The organism is Corynebacterium sp. HMSC074C05 (assembly GCF_001838325.1).
GTDB classification, from domain to species: Bacteria; Actinomycetota; Actinomycetes; order Mycobacteriales; family Mycobacteriaceae; genus Corynebacterium; species Corynebacterium amycolatum.
The window spans coordinates 1-328 of record NZ_KV836286.1 but is presented as its reverse complement, the minus strand read 5'-3'; the positions used below and the strand labels follow the sequence as shown (position 1 = coordinate 328).

1 protein-coding gene is annotated in these 328 nt (G+C 55.2%); it reads left to right on the top strand.

What is annotated here, in order from left to right:
• Nucleotides 1-328: IS30 family transposase (locus tag HMPREF3042_RS04670; RefSeq protein WP_141764780.1), on the top strand; the 328-nt coding region annotated here is incomplete at both ends.

Genomic DNA, 328 nt, shown 5'->3' with positions numbered 1-328 from the left:
TAGCGACGTTGGTGGAACGCCGCAGCAGGTTTGTGCTGCTCGGCAGACTCGGCACTGACCATACTGCCGCCAGTGTCAATGAGGTTATGGTGCGGATGATTCGTCGGCTCAAAGAGTCGATGGACACCACGATTTCGACGTTGACCTGGGATCAGGGAGTGGAGTTTGCCAAACACACGGAGTTTTCTGTCGCGGAGAATATCCAGGTGTTTTTCGCCGATCCGCATTCGCCGTGGCAGCGAGGTAGCAATGAGCGGATGAACCGGGATATCCGGTTTTATTTCCCCAAAGGCACCAACTTTACCGATGTCACCGACCAAGAGGTCGC